Source organism: Opitutaceae bacterium, assembly GCA_041395105.1.
GTDB lineage: Bacteria > Verrucomicrobiota > Verrucomicrobiia > Opitutales > Opitutaceae > B12-G4.
On the sequence record JAWLBB010000012.1, the window covers coordinates 65,970 to 84,428 of the forward strand.

General features: G+C 61.7%; 23 protein-coding genes and 1 tRNA gene. 11 read left to right on the top strand and 13 right to left on the bottom strand.

What is annotated here, in order from left to right:
• Window positions 1-96: 96 nt before the first annotated feature.
• The gene (locus R3F07_20475) at window positions 97-399 is read right to left on the bottom strand and encodes a Dabb family protein (protein ID MEZ5278769.1); all 303 of its coding nucleotides are present in this window, start codon (window positions 397-399) and stop codon (window positions 97-99) included.
• 139 nt (window positions 400-538) lie between these two features.
• Between R3F07_20475 and R3F07_20480 the strand changes: the two genes are divergently transcribed.
• The 8 genes from R3F07_20480 to R3F07_20515 all read left to right on the top strand — a co-directional run bounded on the left by R3F07_20480 (window position 539) and on the right by R3F07_20515 (window position 7,031).
• On the top strand, window positions 539-1,006 hold the full coding sequence (locus tag R3F07_20480; protein ID MEZ5278770.1) for an N-acetyltransferase: 468 nt from the start codon (window positions 539-541) through the stop codon (window positions 1,004-1,006).
• A 131-nt stretch (window positions 1,007-1,137) separates the two neighbouring features.
• The gene (locus tag R3F07_20485; protein MEZ5278771.1) at window positions 1,138-2,061 is read left to right on the top strand and encodes an ABC transporter ATP-binding protein; all 924 of its coding nucleotides are present in this window, start codon (window positions 1,138-1,140) and stop codon (window positions 2,059-2,061) included.
• Complete coding sequence (locus R3F07_20490; GenBank protein ID MEZ5278772.1) at window positions 2,058-3,059, top strand: hypothetical protein; 1,002 nt, start codon at window positions 2,058-2,060, stop codon at window positions 3,057-3,059. Before R3F07_20485 ends, R3F07_20490 begins: the two co-directional genes overlap by 4 nt.
• The gene (locus R3F07_20495; GenBank protein ID MEZ5278773.1) at window positions 3,056-3,982 is read left to right on the top strand and encodes an ABC transporter ATP-binding protein; all 927 of its coding nucleotides are present in this window, start codon (window positions 3,056-3,058) and stop codon (window positions 3,980-3,982) included. The genes R3F07_20490 and R3F07_20495 overlap by 4 nt, the downstream gene beginning before the upstream one ends.
• Window positions 3,979-4,782, top strand: a complete 804-nt coding sequence (locus R3F07_20500; protein ID MEZ5278774.1) for a hypothetical protein — start codon at window positions 3,979-3,981, stop codon at window positions 4,780-4,782. Before R3F07_20495 ends, R3F07_20500 begins: the two co-directional genes overlap by 4 nt.
• Window positions 4,783-4,883: 101 nt before the next feature.
• Window positions 4,884-5,912, top strand: coding sequence for a hypothetical protein (locus R3F07_20505; GenBank protein ID MEZ5278775.1), 1,029 nt, complete (start codon window positions 4,884-4,886; stop codon window positions 5,910-5,912).
• A gap of 1 nt (window position 5,913) precedes the next feature.
• Window positions 5,914-6,480: an RNA polymerase sigma factor gene (locus R3F07_20510; protein ID MEZ5278776.1), complete on the top strand. Its 567-nt coding sequence runs from the start codon at window positions 5,914-5,916 to the stop codon at window positions 6,478-6,480.
• The gene (locus R3F07_20515) at window positions 6,477-7,031 is read left to right on the top strand and encodes a hypothetical protein (protein ID MEZ5278777.1); all 555 of its coding nucleotides are present in this window, start codon (window positions 6,477-6,479) and stop codon (window positions 7,029-7,031) included. Before R3F07_20510 ends, R3F07_20515 begins: the two co-directional genes overlap by 4 nt.
• A 15-nt stretch (window positions 7,032-7,046) precedes the next feature.
• On the opposite strand, the gene R3F07_20520 is transcribed toward R3F07_20515, so the two are convergent.
• Together R3F07_20520 and R3F07_20525 are read right to left on the bottom strand one after the other, a co-directional pair.
• Entirely contained in the window at window positions 7,047-7,910 is an 864-nt protein-coding gene (locus R3F07_20520; protein ID MEZ5278778.1) for an HDOD domain-containing protein, read from the bottom strand.
• 58 nt (window positions 7,911-7,968) lie between these two features.
• A complete protein-coding gene (locus tag R3F07_20525) occupies window positions 7,969-8,187 on the bottom strand; it encodes a hypothetical protein (GenBank protein ID MEZ5278779.1) in 219 nt (72 codons plus the stop codon).
• Window positions 8,188-8,294: 107 nt separating this feature from the next.
• Here R3F07_20525 and R3F07_20530 point away from each other — a divergent pair, with 107 nt between their 5' ends.
• The gene (locus tag R3F07_20530; protein ID MEZ5278780.1) at window positions 8,295-8,624 is read left to right on the top strand and encodes a hypothetical protein; all 330 of its coding nucleotides are present in this window, start codon (window positions 8,295-8,297) and stop codon (window positions 8,622-8,624) included.
• A 73-nt stretch (window positions 8,625-8,697) separates the two neighbouring features.
• Entirely contained in the window at window positions 8,698-9,588 is an 891-nt protein-coding gene (locus R3F07_20535) for a hypothetical protein (GenBank protein MEZ5278781.1), read from the top strand.
• A gap of 66 nt (window positions 9,589-9,654) precedes the next feature.
• Here R3F07_20535 and R3F07_20540 read toward each other — a convergent pair whose 3' ends face one another.
• The 8 genes from R3F07_20540 to rpmH all read right to left on the bottom strand — a co-directional run bounded on the left by R3F07_20540 (window position 9,655) and on the right by rpmH (window position 16,095).
• Window positions 9,655-10,476, bottom strand: coding sequence for a mechanosensitive ion channel (locus R3F07_20540; protein MEZ5278782.1), 822 nt, complete (start codon window positions 10,474-10,476; stop codon window positions 9,655-9,657).
• Window positions 10,477-10,543: 67 nt separating this feature from the next.
• Window positions 10,544-11,173 carry a methionine biosynthesis protein MetW gene (locus tag R3F07_20545; GenBank protein ID MEZ5278783.1) on the bottom strand — a complete coding sequence of 210 codons (630 nt, stop codon included), beginning with the start codon at window positions 11,171-11,173 and terminating at the stop codon, window positions 10,544-10,546.
• 6 nt (window positions 11,174-11,179) lie between these two features.
• Window positions 11,180-12,325 (bottom strand): homoserine O-acetyltransferase, encoded by a 1,146-nt coding sequence (locus tag R3F07_20550; protein MEZ5278784.1) that lies wholly within the window; start codon window positions 12,323-12,325, stop codon window positions 11,180-11,182.
• Between the two features lie 90 nt (window positions 12,326-12,415).
• On the bottom strand, window positions 12,416-13,150 hold the full coding sequence (locus R3F07_20555) for a YebC/PmpR family DNA-binding transcriptional regulator (GenBank protein ID MEZ5278785.1): 735 nt from the start codon (window positions 13,148-13,150) through the stop codon (window positions 12,416-12,418).
• A gap of 41 nt (window positions 13,151-13,191) precedes the next feature.
• Window positions 13,192-15,051, bottom strand: coding sequence for a membrane protein insertase YidC (gene yidC, locus R3F07_20560; protein MEZ5278786.1), 1,860 nt, complete (start codon window positions 15,049-15,051; stop codon window positions 13,192-13,194).
• Between the two features lie 225 nt (window positions 15,052-15,276).
• Window positions 15,277-15,561, bottom strand: coding sequence for a membrane protein insertion efficiency factor YidD (gene yidD / locus R3F07_20565; GenBank protein ID MEZ5278787.1), 285 nt, complete (start codon window positions 15,559-15,561; stop codon window positions 15,277-15,279).
• Complete coding sequence (gene rnpA / locus R3F07_20570) at window positions 15,542-15,949, bottom strand: ribonuclease P protein component (GenBank protein ID MEZ5278788.1); 408 nt, start codon at window positions 15,947-15,949, stop codon at window positions 15,542-15,544. Before rnpA ends, yidD begins: the two co-directional genes overlap by 20 nt.
• Window positions 15,950-15,957: 8 nt before the next feature.
• Window positions 15,958-16,095 carry a 50S ribosomal protein L34 gene (gene rpmH / locus R3F07_20575; GenBank protein ID MEZ5278789.1) on the bottom strand — a complete coding sequence of 46 codons (138 nt, stop codon included), beginning with the start codon at window positions 16,093-16,095 and terminating at the stop codon, window positions 15,958-15,960.
• A 219-nt stretch (window positions 16,096-16,314) separates the two neighbouring features.
• On the opposite strand from rpmH, the gene R3F07_20580 reads away from it, so the two are divergent.
• A tRNA-Glu gene (locus R3F07_20580) sits at window positions 16,315-16,392 on the top strand.
• Window positions 16,393-16,818: 426 nt separating this feature from the next.
• Here R3F07_20580 and R3F07_20585 read toward each other — a convergent pair.
• On the bottom strand, window positions 16,819-17,313 hold the full coding sequence (locus R3F07_20585; GenBank protein MEZ5278790.1) for a hypothetical protein: 495 nt from the start codon (window positions 17,311-17,313) through the stop codon (window positions 16,819-16,821).
• A gap of 112 nt (window positions 17,314-17,425) precedes the next feature.
• On the bottom strand, window positions 17,426-18,397 hold the full coding sequence (locus tag R3F07_20590) for a CocE/NonD family hydrolase (protein MEZ5278791.1): 972 nt from the start codon (window positions 18,395-18,397) through the stop codon (window positions 17,426-17,428).
• Window positions 18,398-18,459: the final 62 nt, after the last annotated feature.

Genomic DNA, 18,459 nt, shown 5'->3' on the forward strand with positions numbered 1-18,459 from the left:
GCTGAAAGACCGGTCGCGAAAGCGGATTCGGCCGCCAGCTTGGGGAAAAGCGGCCCGGTTGCCAGCCTCTTTCCTGCCCGGATCGATCCGGCCGACTCAGGCGCCGAAATCGTATACCACGAAGCGTTTGACGTGCGGTTTCACACATTCCTCGATGAAACGGACATGAAGGGGATGTGACTGATAAAGGTCCGCCGCCGCCTGGTTCTCAAAGGTCATCGAGATGGCCACCGCGAAACTGTCGTCGACCACGCCCCGCGGGCTCGGCACTGCCACGCCGCTGCGAAACTCCAGGACCCCGGGTATCGGCCCGAGAAGATCCCGCGCCCCGTCGGCGACTTTCCTGCGATTCTCCTCCATGGGTTTGTCCGTCCAGAAGACGACTACGTGTGTGATCATGCCCCACTCTGACGAACCCGGCAGCCCGGTGGCAAGCGCGTCGTCCGCGGATGCCTGCTCCCTTCGACCGGCTCCAGGCTCCGGCCCCGGTGCCCGATTCAGGGTTGGCAGCCGGCTCCCGGGTCCGCAGATTGGGGTCATGGTGACCATCCGACCGGCTCAGCCGACTGATATTCCCCGTCTTGTGGACTTCAATCGGGCCCTCGCCCTCGAAACCGAGGGCCACGAACTGGCGGAAGCCACCCTTGAGCGCGGAGTCCGCCGATTGATCGAAAGGCCGGAGTACGGTTTCTATACCGTGGCAACCCGACCCGACGATCCCAGCGAGGTGATCGGATGCACCCTGATCACCTTCGAGTGGAGTGACTGGCGGGACGGCCTTATCTGGTGGATCCAGAGCGTCTACGTGGAGAAGGAATGGCGGGGCCGGGGCGTCTTTCGTGCCCTTCTCGATCACCTTGAAAAGCGGGGCCGGCAGGATCCCGAGGTCCGCGGCCTCCGGCTTTATGTCGAGGATGAGAACCATCAGGCCCACCGGACCTATGACCGGCTCGGGCTCCACTCCGCCCGCTACACCGTCCGGCAAAAGCTCTTCGATCCCGGGTGATTCTCACGGAAGCCCCGAAAAAGCCGCAACTTTTCCGTTTCCACTCGTGTAATGAACCCGGACTCTCTCCGGTCGACCGTACTTGCCCGGCGCTACTGCCAACGCTAGACCTGGACAATCGAGCTCCCCCCATGGACTCCCCGATCATCGAAACCAAAGGACTGACGAAACGCTTCGGCAATGTCGTCGCCCTCGATCGGGTGGACCTGGCCGTTCAACCGGGCCGGATCGGCCTGCTCGGTCCCAACGGGGCCGGCAAGACCACCCTGATCAAATGCCTCCTCCAGCTCGAAAACATCACCGAGGGATCGGCCCGGCTGCTCGGCTTCGAGGTGGGATCGGACGGCCGCGAGGCCCGGACCCGCGCCGGCTACGCGCCCGAGATCGACTGCCACATACCCGGCATGGCCGGTTGCGAGTATGTCACTTATTGCGCCCAGCTGAGTGGGCTGCCGTTTGCCGATGCCCGCCAACGGGCCCACGAGATGCTCGATTTCGTCGGCATGGGTCAGGAACGCTACCGACAGATCGATTCCTATTCGACCGGAATGCGCCAACGCGTCAAACTCGCTCAGGCCATCGTTCATGACCCCCAGCTCCTCTTCCTCGACGAGCCGACCAACGGTCTCGACCCCAAGGGACAGGAGAAAATGCTCGAACTGATTCATGAACTGGGCACCCGCCACGGCATGAGCATCGTCTTCTCCTCCCACCTGCTCCATGAGGTCGAGCAGGTCTGTGAGCAGATCATCATCATCGGCAAGGGGCGCGTCCTCGTCCACGACGCCCTCCAGAAACTGCGTGAACAGAGGGAGGGGGCCGCCGAAATTTCCCTGGCCGGCCGGCAGGAAGAGACTCTGGCCGCCTTCCGGGCGCGGGACTGGCCCTGCCAGACCCTGATCAATGGGAATCTGCGGGTTGAACACCATTCCGACTCCCTCAACCCCATCCTTGAGGTCCTTCGGGAAATCGGAGTCACCCCCATCGAAATGATTCCCAGTCCCAACGCGCTTCAGGAACATTTCATCGAGGCTCTGAAGACGGCCGGATCATGAGCCCCTCGCTTCTCGACGTCGGCTACCGACACTGGAACGGCACCGTCCGGCCGGTCTGGGCCCGTCGTGCCACCGTCGCCGGCCATACCCTGCGATCCTGCCTTCACGGCCGGTTCATCCGCTTCCTCCTCGGCATCTCCTGGGTGCTCAGTCTCGCCACCGTCGCCGCTTATTTCGCGATCGGCCAGATCCTCGTCCCCGATGGCCTCCTCCAACCCCTGATCAATCTCCTCCCCGGTCGCGGCCGGCAGGTGGTGGACGGCGTCTCCGCCTGGCTCGCCCTCTATCCCGATATCACCGTTCGCGCGGTCGCCGGTTTTCTTCTCCTCCATCTCTCCGGTCTGCTGAAAACCATTTCCTTCCTCATCATCACCATCACCCTTCCACGCCTGATCACCCGGGACCTGGCCAGCAATGCCATCATTGTCTACTCCTCCCGGGCCATCAGCCGGCTCGACTACCTCCTGGGAAAACTGCTCGGGCTTCTCGGCGTGCTTTCCCTCTGCTGGCTGGGACCCGTCATTGCTGTCTGGATACTTGGCAACGTCGTCGCCCCGGATTGGGCCTTCTTCTGGCACTCCCGCAGCGGCCTCGGCCATGCCCTCATCGCCATCATCCCCGCAATGACCGCTACCGCGCTCGTTGTCCTGGCCATCTCCGCCCTCTCATCGAACGGCCGGGTCACCGTCGCGACCTGGCTTGGCTTCTGGCTTCTGCCCGTGGCCCTCGTACCCCTCGCCCGACTGACCCGACCCTGGCTGGCCTACCTGAGCTTCAGCCACGATGTCGAGCAATGGTCGCTCGCTGTCTTCCTGCCCTACCGCGACTTCGCCCGGGCCCGCGATTCCCTGCCCTTCTTCAATATTGTGTTCGGCGGCGTCGATTCATCGGCCATCCAGTCGTGGGGCGAGGTTCCCCTGCTCGCGCCGGGCATCGGCCTGCTCCTGGCCGCGACGCTCGCCATCCTCATTCTCTTCCGGAGGATCCGGACCCGATGAATGCCGTCATCCAGGCCGAGAACCTCAGCCGCTTCTACGGCATCGTCATGGGGCTGAACAATATCTCCTTCGCGATCGAACCCGGCCTGACCGGACTGGTCGGACCGAACGGGGCCGGCAAGACCACCCTCATCCGCCTCGTCACCGGGCAGATCCGTCCCAGTTCCGGCCGGCTGCACGTCTTCGGGCGCCCCCCGTGGGACCGGCCGGAGATCCTCGGCCGAATCGGTTACTGCCCTGAAGGCGACGCCCTGCATGGAGGTCTCACCCCGATCGACTGGCTCGTCGCGCTCGGCGGCCTCTCCGGCCTCGACCGAGCGAGCGCCCGGAGACGGGCGGAAGCAACCCTCGACCAGGTCGGCCTTGAACCGCTCCATCGCGGAAAACTCATCGCGGGTTTCTCCAAGGGGATGAAACAGAGGGTCAAACTGGCCCAGGCCCTGCTCCACCGGCCCGACCTCCTTGTCCTCGACGAACCGATGAACGGCCTCGACCCGATGGGCCGGCGGGAGATCGGCGACCTGCTCCGGGAGGAAGCGGCCCGCGGGGTTCACATCCTCGTCTCCAGCCACATCCTGCCCGAGCTCGAATCCCTCTGCGGACGACTTGTATTGATGAATTGGGGGCGCGTCCTCGCAGCCGGCAGCCGGCAAAGCATCCGCAATGAGCTGCAGACCTGGTCCGAGCGCGTCACCGTGCGCTGCGACCAGCCCGGCGCCCTCGCCCGCTCCCTTCTGCAACGCGGGCTCATCCGGGGATTCGAAATCGGGTCGGGCGGCGATTCGGTCTCCCTCGTTCTCGAACGGCCGGCCGAGTTTTACGACCAGCTCAACGATGCCCTCCTCGAAAGCGGAACCGCCATCCGGGAGGTCCGCAGCGAGACCCGCTCCCTCCACCAGATCTTCGAGCGCATGACCCGATGAAGCCCGCCGCCGAGACCCCAGCCCCACCCGCAGCCCAAACCGTCGGGACGGCCCCGATCGCGCCCGCCTTCGCCGGTATCTGGACGCTCGTCTGGAAATCGCGGGGCAGCCGCCGCCATTGGCCAAAGATCCTCGGCCTCCACCTCGGCCTTCCGGCCATCATCCTGCTCACCGGTGGACCGGATCGGATCGGGTCCTACCTTCAGGTCATCCTCAAGCTCCAACTGATGCTGGCGATGCCCCTGGTCTGCCTGGTCAACATGGCGGCTCCCATCCGTGACGAAGCCGCGGAAGGCACCCTGTGCTTCCTCTCGGTCCGTCCAATCAGGCGCGGAGTGTTCTTTCTGCTGCTTCATGCCGCCCACCTGCTCTGGCTGGAAATCCATTTCCTTTTCTCCGGCTTGCTTCTGCTCGGGGTGGGCTTCTGGCTGGAAGTCCCCGGACTGAGTCACCTGGTCGTCCCCCTGCTCCTCGCCCAGGCGGCCGGCGTTTTCGCGTTTTCCGGATTGAGTGCATTCCTCGGCCTGCTGACCCGCCGCTATCTCATCCTCGGCCTGCTTTACGGGGCAATTGTCGAAGTCGGCATCGGCGGTATCCCCACCAATATCAACGCCCTCTCCCTTGGCCATCACGTCCGGGTCATCGTCAGCGCCTTCCAGCCGGCCGGGGACCTGCTGAGGGCCAACCAGGGACAGGTCGGCCTTTCCCTCCTCGTTCTTCTGCTGGTGGGCCTGATCACGGCGGGGGCCGCTTCTCTCCTCTATTCGGCCCGGGAGGTTCCTCCCGGCCCGGAGGCCTGACCATGGACCGTATCCTCGATCGCGTGAAGTCTTCGGCACAATCCTGTAACCTCCCGGCCCCGGGAAGCGAATACCCGGATACACGTTCACCCCTGTCTCCCATGAAAACACTCACCTCCATTCTCGCCATCACCTCGGTCCTGGCCACCAGCCTTCCGGCCGAAAGCGTCCCTACCGAGACCATTTCGAAACAGGCGAAGTGGCTGATTCATCTCAACCTCGACGCCTTCCGCGACACCGCCATCGGTGCCGCTCTCTTCGAATCCGTGATCAAACCTAAGGCCGGGGAAACCCCGATGGGGTTCCGGATCAAGACCGAGGACATCTACCAGGGCATTCACGCCATCACCGCCTACGGCAACAGCTACCAGATCGACCAACAGTCGATCGGCGTCCTTCTCATCCGGACCGAGGCCAATCTCCGCTCGATCCTTGAAGCCGCCCTGATTCAGCAGGAAGCCGCCGGAGCGGAGGGAGCCGAGGTCAAAACCATCCAGACCGAGCCCTACCCGATCTACTCCGTCGCCGGCGGGCTTTTCGGCGCCGTCCTTCCCAGTAATGTCGTGGTCGTGAGCAAGTCCCTCGAACAACTGACCGCGGCCGTCGACGTGGTCGAGAACCGCTCCCCCGGACTCGATGAACGCAAGGGCGGCTTCCCGGGACTGAAGGGGGATGACCAGTCCTTCTTCCTTCTCGCGACCGCGGAAGGTTTCAATGAATCCAACATGATCCCGCCCCAGGCCCGCGTGCTCCAGCTCGCGGAATCCGCCCGCCTCGCCCTCGGTGAGATCAAGGACCGGATCGCCCTCAACCTGACCCTCGGAGCCCGCGACGAAACCACCCGCACCCAGCTCCAGAAGATCGTCGAAGGCCTTCTCGCCCTCGTCTCCCTCGGTCAACTCGACAACCAGGACCTCTCCGAAATCGTCTCCAGTACCGAGGTCATGAGCGACGGGAATGACGTTTCCGTCGGCATCAGCTATCCGGTTGACCGGGTCCTCGCTCTGGTTCAGAATTCCATCCGTCCACCCGCGGCGCCTCATCATATCCACGAACCCTCCGTCGAGATCAGTGGAGACAACGTCAAGATCCAGAGTGGCGAGACCACGATCGAGATAAAGAACCCTTGAAGTGGCCGGAACCGCCCAACAGGTCGAAAGCAGCGAAGAACTGGCGGAACGCTGCCAGGACGGCGACACCCGTGCCTATGCCACCTTGCTCGAACAATTCGGACCCAGGATTTTCGGCTTTCTTCTCAACCGCATCGGCAACGCCCACGACGCCGAGGACCTGACCCAGGAGGTTTTCGTGAAGGCCTACCGCAATATCCACAGATTCGATACGACCCGCCCCTTTGGGCCGTGGCTCTTCACCATCGCCCGCCGGACCGCCGCCACCTTCCACCGCCGGAGGAAGCCGACCGAGATCCTCGCTGAAGATACCGTCTCGGATGAAGCCGGCCCGCAGAATCGGGCCGAGAGCGAGGATGACTGCAGGCGGATCTGGGCCTTCGCCCGCACCCTGCGCCCACGCCATTTCGAAGTCCTCTGGCTCCGCTACCGGGAGGACTTCACCATCCCCCAGGTCGCCGAAAGCCTCGGGATCACCCTGCTCAACACCAAAGTCCTGCTCCACCGCGCCCGCGCCGAACTCGCCCGCAAACTCGAGGCCGCAGGATTCTACCATTCATCGCCATGATCTGTTTCACAAGACGATCGAAGATTTCATCCGCCATCGAGTCCGGCCAGGACCTCCCGGATGATCTGGCCGCCCATCTCGAAGTCTGCCCGTCCTGCCGCCGGTTCTTCGAACGACAGCGCGATCTCGTGAATCGCCTCCGGATTCCTGTCTCCGATTCGGCCCAGTACCCGGCAGGCCTCACCGCCGCCATCATGCGGGCCATCCAGCAACCGGAGGCTACCCGGACCAGTCGACCAGGTGAACGCCGACGGATTTCCCCCTGGCTGGCCCCCCTTTCCTTTGCCTCGGTCGCCCTCGCCGCCGCTCTCTTCCTGATTTTCCGGGAACCCGTTTCCAACCCGCCCGCCGTGGCCGACCTGGAAAGACCGATTTCGGCCGAAGTGGTCGCCGAAGAGACGGCACCGGCCGACTACATCCGAAGCTGGAGTGTCGCCATCAATCAACCGCTCGACACGGAACTCGACAGTGTGGTCGCCGATGCCCGTTCCGCCGTCCGCTTCCTCGCGGTCAATTTCCTGCCGGACTCCGAGAACACGGAGAGCCTTTGACCCCGGCCGGACGGGCTATCCGATGGTCAACATCTCCGCCTCGCTCAGGCGCCGGCCCACTGACCCGACAATCCTCGACAGCCCGTCTTCATCGAGGTCGGCGAGCTTGACCAGATAGGGATCCGGTCCCTCCCGGGCTGCGGTGCCCGTCCCGGCGCACTGACGGTTGCGGATCCAGAGCGCGAGGCCGAGCAGACAGGCCAGTCTGGGCACGTTGGGGGAGCGGGTGGGTGAGAGCTGGTAGCGGACGGCCTCGGTCATCGCGTCAGGAAATCCCCATAGCTCCAGCAAGGCCGCACCGACCTCAGCATGGTCGCATCCAAATCGCCGGCGTTCCCGCTCATCCAGGCCGGGCTCAAAGGGATTCCCCAACACAAGACGCTCAGGGCCTTCCGACTCGATTTCCTGGCTGACGAGTACCATTCCGACGGCGTGCAGCAAACCCGAGGTGTAGGCGGTATCTTCGCTTCGGTGTGTATGACTGGCCAATTCCTCCATCGCAAAGGCGCCCGCCAGGGAGGCGCGCCAGAGTGCACCCGGCGCCAGGCCGTAACAATGCAGCGGCCGGGCCAGAAGACGCCGGGCGACCGACTCCATGAGCAGGCGGCTGACCTCCCGGTATCCGATCCGGGCGACGGCCTCGTCCATACTGCCGATCCGGTTGCCTCTGGCGTGGACAACGCTGTTGGCCCGCTGGAGAATCCGGCCGGTCAGCCCGGGATCCAACTTGATCATGCCGAGGATCTCATCGGTGTTGGAATCGGGATTTCCCAGGAACTGTTGCAGCCTCGGCAGGAGCGGTCCCTGAACCGGAAGATTCACCCCCCGGGCAAGGATCGAATCCAGTCGATTGGCACTCTCACCGCGGCTTTCGGTCATCCCCATCTGGAATCATCCAACGGCATTCCCGATCGAAGATGAAGACCGCCTGTGAGACCTACAGGGAACGCCACCAGGCGCGGGAAGCTCGAATCGCCCTCCAAAAACACCAGCCCCCCGCGACCAGGTTGGCCAGCATGACGAGCATTCCCAGATCCGAAGCCTGATCGCCCCGACTCGGATAGAAAACCGCGTGATGCAAAATCAGCGACAGGTAGCCGAAGACCGTATAAACGGCGAACATGCCCGGGAACGATAATTGTGTTTCCGCCTTCATGGGAGTCTCCCTGTCTCTACTATCGGAATTCGCCGGCAGAATGCAAGCGACCCCTTCCCGATGAAATCCCGTTGATCTGGAAAACCCCCCGCCCTACTCTGGCCCCGATGAGTCAATTCCCATCCGGACTTTGGGCATCACAGCTTCTTCCGCCCGAACAGGTCCTTCACTGGCAATTCGGCCCCCTCACCGTCTGGATGGACTACCGCAATGAAGAACTGCGCGTGGCCACCTCGTACCAGGAACGCGGAAACGGGGACTGTTTCGCCCGACTCGAAGAGAATTCCCCCGAGTCCGGTGGCGTCGCCGAGCGGTTCGATCAGGAGGGAATCGAAATTCCCTTCCCCCACCGCACGCTTTACACCGGCGACGTCACCGCCCCTTTCCCCATCCGCATCGTCGAAAACCCCGCGGAATCCAAACCCGGACAGGCCTGAACCTCAAACGGCGTTTTTTGTGGCACAAATCCTCCGAAGAGCGGACTCACTCCCAGAAGGCAGCCTCGAAGTGATGAAACTCTCCCGCAACCTGATCCTGACATTCCTCGCCCTCGCCGGCTTGATCGCGGCCAAACCCCTATGCGCCCAATCCGGGGAGCCCGATCCCATTTCCGGCGAGAGCCTGGCCGAACGGAACCTGAAGGAACTCGTCCGGAAGGAACGCGCCATCTGGGCATCCCTCGAAGAAGCCACCAATGAGGAGGATATCGAAACCGCCAAGCCCAAATTCCAGGAGGTGCTGACCGGCTACGACGGCCTCGTCCGCGACAACCCCGAATTCGTGCCCGCTTTCGTGGCCTACGGATTGCTGCTGGCCAGGATCGATGAGATCAAGGCGTCCCGGGCCATCTTCATGCGGGCCAACCAGCTCGACCCCAACATCGCCGTGGTCAAGAACCAGCTCGGCAATTTCCTGGTGGAAGATGCCCTCTACAAGGAAGCCCTGCCCTACTATCTCGCCGCGATCGAACTCGAACCCAGGGAACCCCTCTACCATTACCAGCTGGGGACTCTGCTGACCGAGTTCATGCCCTACTTCATCCGGGACCGGCTCTACGACCGCAGGACGATCGAGACCGAGATGCAGGAAGCGTTCAGGCAGGCGGCCGCCCTCGACCCGGACAACTGGGCCTATGGTTACCGTTATGCCGAGAGTTTCTATGATCTGGAAGACCCGGATTGGGACAAGGCCATGACCGAATGGTCCCAATTGGAGCGGCGGGCCCGACCGGGAATCGAGCGCCAGACCATTCAACTCCATCAGGCCAATATCATGATCCGGCAGGGGCGCACCCTGGCCGCCCGTGACATCCTCGAGAAAATCGACGAACCGGTTCTCGCTTCCAACCGGCAGACCCTGGAGGACGAACTCGAAGGTCGGGTCAATCCGGACGGCGGGTGAACCCCGCAAAAAAAAGCGGGAGGCCCGAAAGCCTCCCGCTCGAGAGCAACCGAAACCCGGGAGACGTCAGCCGCCCGCTTTTTCCTGGAAAAGATGCACGTCGCGCTGCGGAAAGGGGATGCTGATCCCTTCCTTGTCGAAGCGCTGCTTGACCGCCTTCTGCATGTCGAAGAACAGTCCCCAGTAGTCGGCCTTGTTCACCCAGGGACGCACCGCAAAGTTGATCGAGCTGTCGCCCAGCTCTGAAACCACCACCATGGGCGCCGGTTCCGGAAGCACCCGCGGGTCCGCCTTGACCATCTCCATGAGGATGGACTGGACCTTGTCGAGGTCGTCGGAATAACTGACTCCGAAGGTCATGTCGCAACGACGGGTGTCGTTGGCCGTGACATTGGTGATATTGCCGGACATGATGCCCGCGTTCGGAACAATGATCTTCTTGTTGTCCGGAGTCTTCATCTCGGTCACGAGAATGCCGATCTCCTCGACAATCCCGGCGGCACCGCCCGCATCGATGAAATCACCGATCTTGAACGGCCGAAAAATGATGATGAGCACGCCTGCCGCGAAATTCGAGAGCGACCCCTGGAGGGCGAGACCGACGGCCAGGCCGGCGGCACCGATGATCGCCACCAGCGAGGTGGTCTGGATGCCCAGCTTGCCGATCGCCGCCAACACGACAAAGACGAGCAGGAGCGCGTACATCAGGCTGGACACAAACGAAGTCAGGGCCGGGTCGACCTCCTTCTTCTCCATCAGTCGCCTGACCGTCCGGGTCAGGAACTTCGCAATCCAGCGACCAATGACGAAGATGACAATGGCGGCCAGCAGGCGCAGACCCCATTCAATTCCCAGCTGTGTGAATTTCTCGATTTGTTCTTGGCTCATAGATGGTAAAGGTTCGCGGCGACGCTAAACACAGAATTCCGCGAGGGAAACCTCGAATCGAAAAAAATCACCCGACAGATGGCCGCACCGCGGCCGAACCCAGCTCGTAGATCGCGTATCCGGAAAACAGATTGGGCAGGAAGCGGCAAGGGGTCTTCCAATCACCCCGCAGGTAGACCCTGCGGTCCATCCCCACACCCGATTCTTCACAGAAATGCTCGAATTCGACCACCGAAACCGGATTGCTCGGGCGGCTGCCCGCCCATTCGCTCGGGTAGACGTCGTTGACCAGCCTCCGGCCATGCAAGGCCAGGCTGACCCGGTTCTTCCAATAGCCGTGATTGACAAAGCCGACCGTCAACTTCCGTCCCACCCGGAGGGCCTCCCCGATGACCCGTGCGGGGTGCGACAGCTCCTGCACGGTGCGTGAACAGAGGACATGATCGAAAAACCCGTCCGGAAACCGCTTCAGTAATACCTCCAGATCGCCCTGATAGGCTGACAGTCCGCGCCGGATACAGGCCGTCACCTTGGTGAAATCGGTATCAACGCCCACCGCACGCACCGCTTTGCTCTGGACGAGGAATTCCAGCAGAACCCCGCGTCCGCACCCCAGGTCGAGCACCCGCGAACCCGGTTCGATCCAGTCCGCGATGATCTGCATATCAACCGTGCGTTTGGGAGGAAGCTTCGACATGATCAATCAATTCTCGTCGAGAAACGCGCGGACGAGTTCGTAGAGGTTTGGCGATTCCACCAGGAAGGAATCATGGCCCAGGTCCATCTCGACTTCGGCATAACTGGCACTCTTGCCCGCCCGCAGCATGGCCAGGACGATTTCCCGGTTCTGCTCGGGTGGGAACAGCCAGTCGGAAGTGAAACCCACGACCAGAACGCGCGAATCGAGCTTCGCAAAGGCCGCTTCCAGCGATCCGTATTGACCCGCCAGGTCAAAATAATCGAGCGCCCCGGTGAAGTAGAGGTAGGTGTTGGCGTCGAACCGGTCGATGAAGGCGCGCCCCTGATGGGTCAGGTAACTCTCCACTTCGAAGTCGGCCGAAAATGGCGATCCCGAGCGGGGGGTTTTCAATCTCCTCCGCCCGAATTTCTGGTCCATCCCCTTGTCCGAAAGATAGGTGATGTGCGCCATCATCCGGGCGATGGCCAGACCGACCCGCGGACCGGCTTCCGGCTCGTAGTTGCCGTTGAGCCAACTCGGATCCTCCATGATGGCCTGGCGACCGACCACGTTGAAGGCGATGGACTGGGTCCCCTGGCAGGAGGTTGTCGCCATGGGCAGGAGCCGGCGGACGAAGCCCGGGTATTCAATTCCCCATTGCAGGACCTGCATGCCGCCCATCGACCCGCCGACGACCGCATCCAGTCCTTTCAGGCCAAGATGATCGATCAGGCGCTTCTGGGTCCTGACCATGTCCCGGATGGAGACCCTGGGGAAATCAAGATTGTAGGGACGTCCGGTCAGGGGATTGATCGAGGTCGGACCGGTCGATCCCTTGCACCCACCGATGGAATTCGAACAGATGACAAAAAAACGATGGGTGTCGATCGCCTTGCCCGGGCCGATCATGTTGTTCCACCAGCCGGTCTTCCGGTCCCTCAGCGAGTGGATTCCGGCACAGTGATGATCACCGCTGAGGGCATGGCAGATGAGGATTCCGTTGGTCCGCTCCGCATTCAGATGCCCGTAGGTCTCGTAGCGCAAGGTGAAGCCGGGGATCGACTGACCGGTCTCAAAGGTGAAGGGATCCGGGCAGACGAAGTCCTCGGGATGGACCAGGCCGATCTCGCCCTCCGTATCCCCGTGCAGCGCTGATTCCGTGTCATTCATGGTCGCCGCATGGATGCAACCCGCCTCCGGCGCCGGTGGCAAAGCCGAAAAGCGTGCGGTCTGTCATAAGGGCACTCCGCCCACTCCGGCTCACTCCGCCTCTTCGATGTCGGCGTTCGAAAAGACCGCCTGCACATCGTCGACGTCATCAAGGACCTCGATCAATCGCTGAACCTGGGCGGCTGTGGCAGCGTCCGTGACCGGAACCGTGTTCTGTGGCAGATAGGCAAGTTCGGAGGAATCCGGCTCGATTTCCTTCCTCGCCAGGGCCTCCGCCACCGCCTCGTAGGCCTCGATCGGGGTGATGATCTCGAAATACTCGGGGTGGGAACGGAAGTCGTCCGCCCCGGCCTCGATAGCGATCTCCATCAATTCGTCCTCCGACCCCTTTTCCCGGCTGACCAGGATATGACCACATCGGTTGAACATGAAGGAGACGGCATTCGGTCCGGCCAGATTGCCGCCGTTCTTCCCGAAGAGGGAGCGGATTTCCGAAGCACTTCGATTCTTGTTGTCCGTGGTCACCTCGACGATCAGCGCAACCCCTCCCGGCGCGTACCCTTCGTAGATGACCTGATCATAGGTTACCCCGGGCAGTTCGCCCGTGCCCTTCTTGATCGCCCGGTCGATGTTTTCCGCCGGCATGTTCGCCGCCTTGGCCTTGAGCAGGACGGTCCGCAGCTTCGGATTCATCGACATGTCGCCGCCGCCGTCCTTGGCCGCCATGGAAATCTCCTTCGCCAGGCGGCTGAAAACCTTACCGCGCTTGGCGTCGGCCGCACCCTTCTTGCGCTTGATCGTCGACCATTTACTGTGACCAGACATAACGTTTCCGTGATTGAGAGACTTCCAGAAGAGCGCGGGATTCAACCCTTCTTCTTCTTGCGCTTGGGCTGGGAGGGCAGTCCGCGATTCAACTTTTTCTCCTGCTGAGGACCTTTCGCCGCCGCAATCTGCTTCGCCTTCTTCGGATCCGTGATCGGCGTGATCATGCCCGGGTCCGGTCGTCGGTTGGTCAGGAACTGCTGACCGATGGTGAAGAGGTTCTGCACCGTCCAGTAAAGGACCAGCCCGGACGAGAAATTGTAGCAGAAGATGAGGAAGATGAACGGCATGAACTTGAACATCTTCGCCTGCGCGTTGTCGACCGTCGGGGTCGGCATCATCTTCATCTGGTAGTACATGGTCACCCCCATGAACAGGGGCAGCAGATTGAAGGGGAACCCGAAGACATGCGCCAGGGTGTCCGGAGCCGAGAGATCCCCGATCCAGAGAAACTCGGCAAAACGCAGCTCGGACGCACTCTGCAGCATCCGGAAAAGGCCGAAGAAGATCGGGATCTGCACGAAAATCGGCAGGCAACCGCCCAGCGGGTTGATCTTGTTCGCCTTGAACAGAGCCAGGGTTTCCTGCTGCTGCTTCTGCGGATTGTCCTTGTACTTCTCCCGGATTTCCTTGAGCGGCTCCTGGATCTTGGCCATCCGCTTGGAGGAGCGGGCCGCCTGCGCGGTCAACGGCCAGAGGATCGTCTTGATCAGCAGCGTGGTCAGGATGATGGCCACCCCGTAGTTGGGCAGGAATCCGTGGATCCAGCTCATCAGCTGGAGCAGCAGCTTCGAGAAGAAGCCGAAGAACCCGAACTGCATGACCAGGTCCTGCCGTTCCTCAAAGGACTCGAGCCGGGAGAATTCCTTCGGGCCGACGTAGAAATCGAAACCCAGTTGCTTCTCCCCCGACGCCGCCAGCAGGATCGGATCCGTCTCCAGACTGCCGGTGATCCCGATCCGGGCCTTTTCCTCCCCCGGCATGACCGGAAACTCAACCCGGCGGGTAAGAATCCCCGTACCGGGCTCGTCCGGGGTCAGAACACTGGTAAAGAACTGGTTCTTGACCGACGCCCAGACCGTGGTGCCGTCCCGCCGGATGACCGGAACCGGCTCCGACGAACCCATCCCGAACATGCTCAGGAAGCCGCCCCCGCCGAATTTGTTCCTCCCGATGAAGGTGGCCTTGTCTCCATTATAGAAGCCGACGTTGAGATACATTCCCGAATCCTTGGCGCTGATCGGCGCCGCCGTGCCCAGATTCAACGCCAGCCGCGGCGTGGCCAGCGCTTCGTCCACCAGATTGCGCAGGGTCATCTCGTGCCGGATCACGTAGGGATCGCCACCGCCCCCGTTGGCCACCCGATAAGTCCGGGTGATCTCCATCCGGCCATCGATCACCGTGCGGAAGACGACATGGTGAGCGCCCTGCTCCACCATTTCATAAAGGACAGAGGCGTCCGCCCCCGGGAAATCGACCAGGCTGAGCGCCGGCAGAAACCGCAACTCATTGAACACGTAGGGGTCTTCGCCGTTCTTGACGGCCGCAAACTTCAGCAGGCGAATATCACGGATCGCACCGCCCTTTCCGGTCAGATCCACCGAAATGAACTCGTTGCGCAGCGTGACAACTGAATCGTCCGCACCCTCTCCCTGGGCCTCGGCATAGAGCGGTTGACCCGAGGTGACCACCGGTGCCGCCTGCGGAACAATCGGGGCGGCGCCCTCGACGGCTCCCGGCGTTTCACCCGCCGCCCGGGCTGCCGGATCGATCTCGCCTGGGGCGGAAATCACCTCACGCGAAGGAGGCGGGTGCCGGGCCGCGTTCCGGCTGCTCCAGTAGAATGCGCCGAAGGCGGCGATGAGGAGCACGACCCCGATAACCGTATTTTTCTTATCCATTCAGAAATCCAAAGATTGACCGCGCCTGCCCGGGCCGGTCCTTCGGGACCAAAACATCATGGAAACCACCCGATTTGGAAGCTTCCCCTGATCGGCGTCATGAACAGCGCCGGCAAACGCGAAAAAGGGGATGATAAACAGGTTTCCCCGCCTCCGGGCAAGCACATTAGGGTGGTTTCATCAGGAAGTGCAGACCACCCGACAAAAACACCTCATCACGGAACTCTATCCCCCTGGTTTCCGTGGCGGCACCGGATCCTCACCGCCCGGATGCCAGGGGTGACAGCGCAGGATGCGCTTCAGACTCAGCCAGCCGCCCCTGATCAGGCCGTGCTCCTTGAGGCATCCCCGGGCGTATTCCGAACACGAGGGATGGAAACGACAGCCCGACTGGGGACCGAAAAAGGCGACCAGCATGGGCGAAACCACCAGCTGGTAAGCCCGGATCAGCCGATCGCCCACCCAGGCCGGCAACCGGGTCCATCGGAGTCTATTCGCCGGTTCCGCCATCCTTGGGCCCGGCCCGTCCGATGCGGCTCTTCTCGACCGCCTTCAGGAAACGAAGCTCCAGATTCTCAAAGGTTACCTCCCTGGCCGAAGCCCGCATGACCAGAACGATGTCCACATCCCGCCGAAGACGGTCCTGGTGCGTTCGGAAAATCTCCCGCATCCGCCTGCGCATCCGATTCCTGACCACCGCCGGCCCCACCCGCCTCGAGGTGATGATGCCAAGCCGGGGTCCATTGACCGAGTCACCTTCGCCCGAACGGATGGCCGCCTGAAACAGAAAGACGCCGCATGGAATGCGACGTCCCCGTTCCCTGACGGCCTGAAAGTCCCGATTGCGCCGCAGATGCTGGTGCGGGCGAAAGCGCAAATCTGCCCGATCTTCGGGCATAAACGGGCTCAGACCACGGTCAACCGCTTGCGGCCCTTGCGGCGACGATTGGCAATGACCTGGCGGCCACCACGAGTGGACATGCGGGCGCGGAACCCGATCTTGCGGGCGCGCTTTTTGTTATGGGGACGAAAGGTCGGTTGCATGGCGAAATGGAAAAGAGGGAGAAAATGCCGGGCTCTTCTTCAGTTTGTCAACGGAAGAATTTCCCGTAGCGACGGGAAGTTCGACCACAGGGCCGGGGAATGAATGTAGCGCCGGACTCCGGCCCGTCACCCCACCGCCGGTCGTCGCCGGGAAAATACCCGATGAAAAAGACTTGCGCGTTCCGCTTCCCAACCTACGTTCCTCCTTTCTCATTGGATGTCCCCTTCGTCTAGCCCGGCCTAGGACACCACCCTTTCACGGTGAGAACAGGGGTTCGAATCCCCTAGGGGACGCCATTGGGGATGGAAGAGGGCAGATGTCTGATGGCAGAAGGAACTGCGCCAGTGACAGAACCGCCCAGGGGATGAAGAACCCCTTGGGGTTCGACGGAGCGAAGCGGAGATGGGACGCACAAAGTGCGGGTGCGAAGCACTTGGCCTCAGGCCAACCAATCCCCTAGGGGACGCCATTGGGGATGGAAGAGGGCAGATGTCTGATGGCAGAAGGAACTGCGCCAGTGACAGAACCGCCCAGGGGATGAGTTCCGAGCCGAACCCGGCGACAACTTGGTCGCAGCGCGACCCACACACCCTTGGGGTGTCAGGCCGTCTCAGCCGGTTTGCGGCTTCGTGAACGACGGAGCGAAGCGGAGATCTTCGCGCGAGATCAACGAATTCCCTCGCCAGCGATGTATCCGCCCTATCAGGCGGTCTGCAAGGGGATCAGTTGACGCCGGCCAACTCCTTTTCCTTGGGCTTCCTGGCCAGAGACTGATACCAGGTGGGATGCGCTTGTTTATAGGCCTCCAGCACCTTCTCTGCCTTATCCGCATCGACAGTGCTGTCGAAGCCTATGTAGCAGACGAATTTGTGTCCGATGACATTGGCCGAGAGTCCGCGCATGCTGATCTTGGCATCGCCGATGGCTTTGGCCAGTTCTCCTCCGAGACCCGGCTTATTGGTACCTTCGACCTTGAGGGTGGCTATCCTCTCGGCGGAGTGAAAACCGGCCTGATCGGGAGTTTCCGACAGATGCTTGGGATTCAACGGGGAAACAAAGACGATTCCCTTGCCTGGTTTGCCTGGTTGGCGTCGGGCGATCACACAATCGAGATCGGCTCCAAAGTCGGCCAAGGCCTTTAATGCCAGACCCAATTCCCCTGGCTTGTCGTTGATCTCCGCTGCCCATACGTCCGTTCTGGTTACTTTCAGTGTCATGATGAATGCTCCTTTGCCGTTTACGAGCGTTGCTGTTTTGCGCTTACCGCGTTGGGCAAGATATCCATGAAAGGGCTGATCTGCAAACGAAGCGGGCAAACCTCCTGGCATTTCATTCGAAATGCTCCCTGAGGAAATCGATCTGGACCCTGCTGGCATCTTCAAAGAGGGGGCTGGGATAGTAGAGTAATCCGAAATGCCCACCGCCCAGTTGGTGCAGTCGCTTAGGTCCCGGAGCCATTCCATAGACATGCCGGGCGACATCCGCGCTACAGTAGGGCATTTCATCCTCATAGGCGACCACCATCAGCAGGGGTACCTTGATGTGCGGCACACAAATGCCAGGACTGAATCCCACGGGAACTGCGGGGGTCACATGGGTCACCCGGTTTTCCCACTTGGTTCCATATTGCGCCCCGTAGTCGATGAACCAACGGAACGCGGAGATTGGCTTCATGATCGAAGGGACCATTTCGGGAGCATAGGAAACAACCGGGAGCGGGCCCACCGTGGTCTCGGGAGTAGCCTGAATGTCGCCGTTCAGGAGGGTGTCCCGAATGGACGCAAAGAGCGTACCATCAGGATCGTCGGTCGGCGGATCATCGCCACAACTCGGTATCTGGGCGACGACCGCTTTGACACGGGGATCAACAGCCGCCACCACGATCACCTCTCCGGCACTCATGCTGTCTCCCCAGATCGCAATCCGTTCCGTATCGATCTCGGACAGACGGGTGACATAATCCAGAGCATCCAGATAGCCTCTCGCCTGGGTCCATATGTTGACTTCCTGCCTTGGCTCACCACCGCTGATACCGAAATTGCGATGGTCGTAGAGCAATACGGCAAAGCCCGCCCCGACGTACCGTTCGGCATACCGGTCGGCCACCATCCCATTGATCGTGGCCGAGTAGCCGTGCGCCATGACGATGATGGGCAGCCGACCCGTCCGGCCTTCGGGGAGATAGAGCCTTCCCCTGAGCAACGCTCCCTCTGAGGGGAACTCGACCATCCGGTAAGGAGGCCGGGCGTCCAATTCGTTTGCACCATGGACTGCGCCAACTTGCGAAATTGAGATCGTCATAAGTAGTATCAAGACTCCTGAAAGGTGATTCTGTCGTGTATTCATAATGGGTGGAGTGAATG

Bases quoted from the DNA above. Each gene is read 5' to 3' on its own strand.
- R3F07_20475 (MEZ5278769.1), bottom strand. From the start codon at position 399: ATGATCACACACGTAGTCGTCTTCTGGACGGACAAACCCATGGAGGAG.
- R3F07_20480 (MEZ5278770.1), top strand. From the start codon at position 539: ATGGTGACCATCCGACCGGCTCAGCCGACTGATATTCCCCGTCTTGTG.
- R3F07_20485 (MEZ5278771.1), top strand. From the start codon at position 1,138: ATGGACTCCCCGATCATCGAAACCAAAGGACTGACGAAACGCTTCGGC.
- R3F07_20490 (MEZ5278772.1), top strand. From the start codon at position 2,058: ATGAGCCCCTCGCTTCTCGACGTCGGCTACCGACACTGGAACGGCACC.
- R3F07_20495 (MEZ5278773.1), top strand. From the start codon at position 3,056: ATGAATGCCGTCATCCAGGCCGAGAACCTCAGCCGCTTCTACGGCATC.
- R3F07_20500 (MEZ5278774.1), top strand. From the start codon at position 3,979: ATGAAGCCCGCCGCCGAGACCCCAGCCCCACCCGCAGCCCAAACCGTC.
- R3F07_20505 (MEZ5278775.1), top strand. From the start codon at position 4,884: ATGAAAACACTCACCTCCATTCTCGCCATCACCTCGGTCCTGGCCACC.
- R3F07_20515 (MEZ5278777.1), top strand. From the start codon at position 6,477: ATGATCTGTTTCACAAGACGATCGAAGATTTCATCCGCCATCGAGTCC.
- R3F07_20520 (MEZ5278778.1), bottom strand. From the start codon at position 7,910: ATGACCGAAAGCCGCGGTGAGAGTGCCAATCGACTGGATTCGATCCTT.
- R3F07_20525 (MEZ5278779.1), bottom strand. From the start codon at position 8,187: ATGAAGGCGGAAACACAATTATCGTTCCCGGGCATGTTCGCCGTTTAT.
- R3F07_20530 (MEZ5278780.1), top strand. From the start codon at position 8,295: ATGAGTCAATTCCCATCCGGACTTTGGGCATCACAGCTTCTTCCGCCC.
- R3F07_20535 (MEZ5278781.1), top strand. From the start codon at position 8,698: ATGAAACTCTCCCGCAACCTGATCCTGACATTCCTCGCCCTCGCCGGC.
- R3F07_20540 (MEZ5278782.1), bottom strand. From the start codon at position 10,476: ATGAGCCAAGAACAAATCGAGAAATTCACACAGCTGGGAATTGAATGG.
- R3F07_20545 (MEZ5278783.1), bottom strand. From the start codon at position 11,173: ATGTCGAAGCTTCCTCCCAAACGCACGGTTGATATGCAGATCATCGCG.
- R3F07_20550 (MEZ5278784.1), bottom strand. From the start codon at position 12,325: ATGAATGACACGGAATCAGCGCTGCACGGGGATACGGAGGGCGAGATC.
- R3F07_20555 (MEZ5278785.1), bottom strand. From the start codon at position 13,150: ATGTCTGGTCACAGTAAATGGTCGACGATCAAGCGCAAGAAGGGTGCG.
- yidC (MEZ5278786.1), bottom strand. From the start codon at position 15,051: ATGGATAAGAAAAATACGGTTATCGGGGTCGTGCTCCTCATCGCCGCC.
- yidD (MEZ5278787.1), bottom strand. From the start codon at position 15,561: ATGGCGGAACCGGCGAATAGACTCCGATGGACCCGGTTGCCGGCCTGG.
- rnpA (MEZ5278788.1), bottom strand. From the start codon at position 15,949: ATGCCCGAAGATCGGGCAGATTTGCGCTTTCGCCCGCACCAGCATCTG.
- rpmH (MEZ5278789.1), bottom strand. From the start codon at position 16,095: ATGCAACCGACCTTTCGTCCCCATAACAAAAAGCGCGCCCGCAAGATC.
- R3F07_20585 (MEZ5278790.1), bottom strand. From the start codon at position 17,313: ATGACACTGAAAGTAACCAGAACGGACGTATGGGCAGCGGAGATCAAC.
- R3F07_20590 (MEZ5278791.1), bottom strand. From the start codon at position 18,397: ATGACGATCTCAATTTCGCAAGTTGGCGCAGTCCATGGTGCAAACGAA.